General features: G+C 58.8%; 7 protein-coding genes. All 7 read right to left on the bottom strand.

The window, feature by feature from the left end; genetic code table 11:
* Window positions 1–154 precede the first annotated feature (154 nt).
* A complete protein-coding gene (locus HFM78_RS14250; RefSeq protein ID WP_287130120.1) occupies window positions 155–1,264 on the bottom strand; it encodes a phage late control D family protein in 1,110 nt (369 codons plus the stop codon).
* Between the two features lie 3 nt (window positions 1,265–1,267).
* The gene (locus tag HFM78_RS14255; RefSeq protein WP_287130121.1) at window positions 1,268–1,540 is read right to left on the bottom strand and encodes a hypothetical protein; all 273 of its coding nucleotides are present in this window, start codon (window positions 1,538–1,540) and stop codon (window positions 1,268–1,270) included.
* Window positions 1,541–1,550: 10 nt separating this feature from the next.
* Complete coding sequence (locus HFM78_RS14260; RefSeq protein WP_287130122.1) at window positions 1,551–2,258, bottom strand: hypothetical protein; 708 nt, start codon at window positions 2,256–2,258, stop codon at window positions 1,551–1,553.
* A 21-nt stretch (window positions 2,259–2,279) separates the two neighbouring features.
* Entirely contained in the window at window positions 2,280–2,519 is a 240-nt protein-coding gene (locus HFM78_RS14265; RefSeq protein WP_287130123.1) for a hypothetical protein, read from the bottom strand.
* 63 nt (window positions 2,520–2,582) lie between these two features.
* A complete protein-coding gene (locus HFM78_RS14270) occupies window positions 2,583–3,725 on the bottom strand; it encodes a DUF4157 domain-containing protein (protein WP_287130124.1) in 1,143 nt (380 codons plus the stop codon).
* Window positions 3,725–5,752 (bottom strand): AAA family ATPase, encoded by a 2,028-nt coding sequence (locus tag HFM78_RS14275; protein ID WP_287130125.1) that lies wholly within the window; start codon window positions 5,750–5,752, stop codon window positions 3,725–3,727. Before HFM78_RS14275 ends, HFM78_RS14270 begins: the two co-directional genes overlap by 1 nt.
* Window positions 5,749–6,148 (bottom strand): IPT/TIG domain-containing protein (locus HFM78_RS14280; protein ID WP_287130126.1); only part of this gene is annotated, 400 nt, incomplete at its 5' end. The genes HFM78_RS14280 and HFM78_RS14275, both read right to left, overlap by 4 nt.

Below are 6,148 nucleotides of genomic sequence, written 5' to 3' on the forward strand. Positions count from 1 at the left end.
GGCGTACACCAGCCCGTCGCCTGCTCCCCCAACACCGCCGGGACGAGGGCACGAACGCGAAGGGTAGCCGCATCCACTGCCGTAACGGTGCCCCGGTACTTCCCGAAAAAGCGGCCCCGCACCCGTTCCACCAGTTCCAGCAGCAGTTGTTCGTTCATAGAAGCCCTCCCCTCGTCGGTTCCGGTCCCACGGCATTGCGGACTAGCACGAATTTCATTTGGTGCGCCTCACTCGTAATCCGGTGGCGCACACTCCAGACGTAATATTTACCCGAATTGAGTGCCCCCACCCCTGCCACCAGCACCACCGTCCCCACCCGCAGCACGATATTGAGCCGCCCCACCTCCGCCTCCCCGGTACAGCGCACGAACCAACTGGCCTCACGCAGCAGGGACTGGGCACGTAACCGCAACTCCCCGGCATCACCCACGGCGGTTGTCAGCCGTACCGTCATCGGCTTCCCTGCAAAATCCGTCAGCGACCGTTCATCCAACAATGAGAAACCACTCTCTGCCAGATCTGCCTGGACTGGGTCCGTGTCACTGAATACCAGTTGGCTCGCCTGGACTGCACTAGGCCGCGCCACATCCCACTCAAAATCCAGGGCTGCCACGGTCCAAGCCGCCGGGTCGTTGAGGGTCAGGGTCGCGACGGGGTCGCCGTCCAACGCGGGGGAACTGAAGTAGCCGATATACTGACCCGGTTGGTCCCGGCAGACCACCCGGCAGAGCTTGCCATTGCGGCGGGCCAACTGTCGCAAAAACTGAATATCTGAGTCCCGCTGCATCAAAGTTTGCGTGTCCTCGGTGTGGGTGGGCGAGTCTTCCTGGGTGTTGTCGGGGCTAGCACTGATGCCGTACTCCCCAAAAAGCGTGTTTGCCACCGCGCTGTCGGTCACGTCTACCCACTCGCGGGTTTTTTCTGTCAAGTTCATCAGCCAGGAACTGTCCTGTCCCCAGACCGTCAGCGTCGAGGCCGTAATCCCCGTTTGTAAGTGGAGTTTATGGGCCAAGATATAGCCATCAAAAATACATTCATCCGCTTGGTCCGCCGCCCTTGCCACCACCGCCACCCGCGCCAAGGGCCGAAAACGCCCCTCGCTCACCTGCGTCAAGTCCCCCTGGGCCGAACGACTCACGGGCAGGGTGAGTTGCACCGCACCGGGGAGGTCCGCATTCTCCTCCACCTCCAACAGGGCGAGGTCCGCGTAGAAATCAGCGGGTGCGGCGGTGCCATCGAAAATGAGGCGGTAGGTGCTTGCCATGGTTCAACTCCGCCGGGGGATGCCGACTAGGGCACGGGCGGCGAGACTATCGGGCAGCAGCGTATTGTTGCTGTCGCACAACTGCCAAAAGGCCAGGGGATCGCCCAGGTAGCGGTTGGCGATGAGGTCCAGACGTTGGCCCTCCTGACGGCGGTGATAGCCCAACAGGGGGCGCGGTCGGGGCAGGGGCGGTTGTACGGCCTTGACCACGGTGCCATCGGGGAGCGTCACGGTATAGGTCAGGCAGTTGAGGTAGCGGCTACCGGGGAAAAACATGGGCTAACTCCTAAAGGGGTAACATGCCGATCACAGACTCAGCGGAATTGGCAAGGTTGGCGACAGCGAGGACCTGACGCAAGCCCTGGGAGTAGGCATAGGCACCCTGGGCTAGCCCGGCGAGGGGACCACTGACGTACTTGAGTTCCTCGGGGGTGAGGACCTGAAGACTGACTTGGGCATCGGCATGGATTGGGTTGAGCAGACCGTCGTAGAGGGTCTCGGTAATCGTCAAGCTCGTCACTTTCACCGGGAGGATGCGCCCCGGTCCCCAGACAAAAAGTACCGTGGGCAGTTGGGATTCGGGGATATCGCGCTGGACCTCAGCCGAACCGCCCAGTGAGATCCCGCCGGCTGAGACACTGACCGAACCCAACAAGCCCTCGCCAACGGCCCCGGTCGGGTACAGGAGCATCTCTAGGGCCGCAATCCGTGAATAGATCCCGCTCACCTCCGCTAGACCCTGGGCGACCACACTGCCATCCGCCACCATGTCACGGGCATCCATCGCCAGCCCGAAGGAAAACATCTCTCCCGGCACACCCCGGACCGCCAGGGGATTGCTCTCGCCTTGGCCCTGACCCTGGGCGGCTTGAGCGGGACTCCAGGTATGGGTCATGGTCTCCGGGTTGTACTGAAAAACAATCACATTCGGCAGCGGGACCAAGAAGGTCGGCATGAACTCCACAAAAGCCCCCCGGATAAAATTACCAGCCACCTTGCGCCCTCCTTGATTACGTCAGTTCAAAGTCCGTCCTACCCGTCGCACAATCTCTGCCACAATCTGCTGAGCCAGCCACTCTAGCGGTTGTCCCGGTGGAGCATTGAGGGTGATGCTGAGATGGTCTAGGTCTGGCGACGAAGCAATACTTGGTACGCTCACCAAACGCGCCTCCAGTAATTGCGCTAAACGTTGTCCCTCCTGGGTGGAGAGGCCCGAGAGCTTTAACGTGAGACAGTCAATGGTGAGGTTGGGCATTTTTATTTTCCTACCTTTGGCATTCGTGTTTCGATGCTATGAACTAGTGGACTCAGCATCGTTTTAAACTATAGCTGTATCCCCACTTTCCAGGTAAGGAACCCTACCACAGCCCTCTCCCCCTGCTGCTCGTTCAACTTTGACTCTAAAGCTTGAATTCCGTCGCATACGGTCAGCAATCATCACCATAAATTGATCGCGAAGTAGAGACCAGAGATATTGAGAAACTGAATCTAGGTAGGTTTCAAGATCAATAGCTGGCGGCCTCTGGGCAACAAGTTGAGCAAAGGCATTATTTCCTTGAAACTGGATTAGATAATTGAGTAGGATACGGGGCTTATCGTACTCAGGCGCTCCACCTAAACAAACCCATGTCTCTTCTTCACGGACAGGTCGAATACTCAGTGCCGTAATGGCCCATGCAATTTGCGTTGTAATGTTGAGCGTAAAGCTAGTTACCGCTGCGGAAGTACCTGGGCTGGGTATTTGCTGTCTTTGTACCATCGGTTGATGTTGTTGCTGAACGACATGGGTTAGTTCATGGGCCAGTAGTTGACGACCTTTTTGCGTATTGGGTGCGTATTGCTGCGTCCCAAAAACAACATCCTGTTTCACCGTGTAAGCCAGGGAATTTATGCTTTTTGCGGATTCAGCAGCCTTGGAATCAGTATGTATTCTTACTTGGCTGAAGTCATGTCCGAAACGAGACTTCATAAAGGCTTGAGTTGCGGGATCAAGAGATTCTCCGGGAGTATTGAGGGCTTCTTGAACGATGGGGGGTACTTCGGTCGGGGATTGTCCGACAGGCAAAGGAGTTGGTACCTTTTGTAGTAAGGGTTCTGGCACACTTATTACTTCTCCGGCAATCCGGTCAGCTTCCTGTTCATATGGATCGCCCGGTTCGCTAATCCTTAGTTTGGTTTGTAGCGAAACTTGCTGCTGACACTGAGCGCAAGTCCCCGCCCCATTTCCACAGGCACACTTACGCTGAATCAGTCCGCTCCGGCTTGGAGGCAGAGGGGTTAAATTCTTCTTGGAGCGCAATACCGCTTGATTCCCGTAGGTGCGCTGAAGATTGACGTTTTGTTCTCTAGCTCCTGCTAAATGCCCTCCCCAACCCATCGTCTGGGTACGCGGTTCGATAAGGGGTTCTACTCGACGCCTGGGTTCAGGCGTTTTCGTCTCTGGCGTTGCGGTCTGGAGCATCATTTCACCTCACGTTTTGAAGGGTCCCATTCACTCGTCCGCATCACAATCCCGTGCTTATCCAATTCCCGCCGCGCTGCGGCTAAGACGTGCTGCATCGAGATCCGGGTCCCCTGGGCACGGGCCAAAAATGCTGCATTGAGGGCCGCTGACTTGATATCCGCCCCGGTCAAAGGCAACTTCTGGGCCAAAAAATCCCAGTCCAAGGGGTCCAATAACTGTTCACCGTTGGGGGCTTTGGGAACCAAAGCCCGTTGCCACAAAGCCAACCGCTCCCCAGGTCCCGGCGGCAAAAAATCAACAATGAAGCGAATCCGCCGGAGAAATGCTTGGTCCAAGTCGCCCTTACGGTTAGTCGCCAGGATTGCAATCCCATCGAACTGTTCCATCCGTTGGAGCAAATAGTCAATCTCAATATTGGCGAAACGGTCGTGGGCATCTTTGACCTGGGTACGCTGTCCAAAAAGTGCATCTGCCTCATCAAAAAACAACAGCACATTCGCCCGTTCACAGGCTGCGAACACCTGACGTAAACGCTTCTCAGTCTCACCGATATATTTATTGACGACTCCGGCGAGGTCCACCCGGTAGAGTTCCAGCCCCAGACTCTGGGCAATCACCTGGGCACTCATGGTTTTACCCGTGCCACTGGGTCCGGCAAAAAGGGCCGTAATCCCCTTACCTAAGGGACAGAGCCGCCCAAACCCCCATTGCTCATAGACCTGCCAGCGCAACTGGGCTTGGGTTTCGAGTTCCTGGAGTCGCTGCTGCACCGTGGGGGCTAAGACCAGGTCTGCCCAGGTGTAGGGACAGGGCAGGGGTGAAAAAAGCTCCCCCGGTCCCTGGTATTGCTGGCGACAGTAGGCACGCACGGCCTCCGACCCGGCCCGCGCCACCCGCGCCGCCGCCGCCAATTCACCGGGAGTTAGCACCCAATCGGTAATGGGCTGGGGGGCGGTTGCTTCACCTGTGAGCCGAGTCCAGAGGTCTAGCCGCGTCTCTTGGGTCAGGGCCGGGAGGTGGACCACCGTGGTCGGCTGATTCAAGGGTTGTAGGGGAGCCTCCGCCCCCCAGAACATCACCCCCGGCCCGGTCAGGATTCGCCAAACCCGAGGGGGGACCGACTCAGTATGGTGCCAGTGTACGCACGCCCCTGCTAGCCGGGCTTGGCGGACCGCCCGCACCACCCGCTCCTCCGTTAAGGCCGTCTCACCCCCCAACAACGCCCCGGCATTCACACTCAAGAGCGGCCTGGGTCGGGCAAACTGGGCGGCGAGGGTACATTTCCCCGCCCCCTCCGGTCCAATTAGTTGCACGGCTAAGGGTTGCTGGGCCGGGAAAGCCTTGACGAATTTTTGGATGTGTTGCAGTTGCTCAGGGTAGAGACAGGTCTCCTCAGCAAACGCCCATTGGACCGCCGTACCTAATTGGGGGTCTAGCACACGGGAGTCCTGGAGCCAGAGCCAGAGCCAGGGGTCCACAGTCCAGGGGCTAGTCAAAGTCCAGGGTTGACTCGTTGTGACCAGCCGCCAACGGATAAGCGCACTGGCAGGCGTTAGCTGGGTCCCGACAGGCCACCGAAATAAACCCTGGGCCAACCAGAGGGTTGCTTGACTGGCGGTCGCGTCGTCCTGGAGGTAGCCGTAGACGCGCCGCAGGAGAGGGTCCACCGCCACCGCCAAGGCCAAGGCGAGGAAATCTGCTTCCCAGGGACTCAGATCAAATAACGCCCCCAACTGCTGCCACCGCTCGTCCTGGGCTAGGGCCGCTTCTGTCTCTTGCACACGCAGACTGAGGTAACGACAGGCCGGGTCTTGGTCATAAAATAGGGCCTCTTCCTGGGCTAGGGCGTGGGGTTCACTGAGAATCCGGTCCACTTCGCCATGGGAAATCGCAAGGCCCTGGTCCGGTTCCAGACCGTCTTGAGACCAGAGGCAGCGTAACCACAGCACCCGGCGTTGGGCATAGAGGCGGACCCGTTCGAGGAAGGCGGGTTGTTGTTCCGTCCGTAGCACCGTTGTACTCATGGCAACACCACCCACCACGCGGGTAAAGCTTCGACTTGGCTCACCCGGACCCGCACGGCGTAGGGACCGGGGGCGAGATTGGGCGAGACAAATTGGAGCGTGGTAGGCGTAACCCGGAATTCACCCGCGCTGGGGGGGCTAGCGGCAGTCTCGGTGAGGGCGACGGTTTCGAGGAGGAGTTCGGTCTGCCCACTGCTGAAACCGCTACCGCTCAGGGTGTAGGTACCGTCTCCCGCTGGCGTAAGTACAGGCGGATTAACGGCGGTAATTTGGGGAGCGAGGCTGAGAGGCGTGTTGTTAGAGCGGTAGGAGCCGCTGCCGACGCGGAGTTGATAGACCCCTGGGGGCGGGAGGGGCAGGGCGGGGACGAGGGTAATTCGAGCTGCGGTCCTGAGA

It is taken from the genome of Candidatus Cyanaurora vandensis, from assembly GCF_013285555.1.
GTDB lineage: Bacteria > Cyanobacteriota > Cyanobacteriia > Gloeobacterales > Anthocerotibacteraceae > Cyanaurora > Cyanaurora vandensis.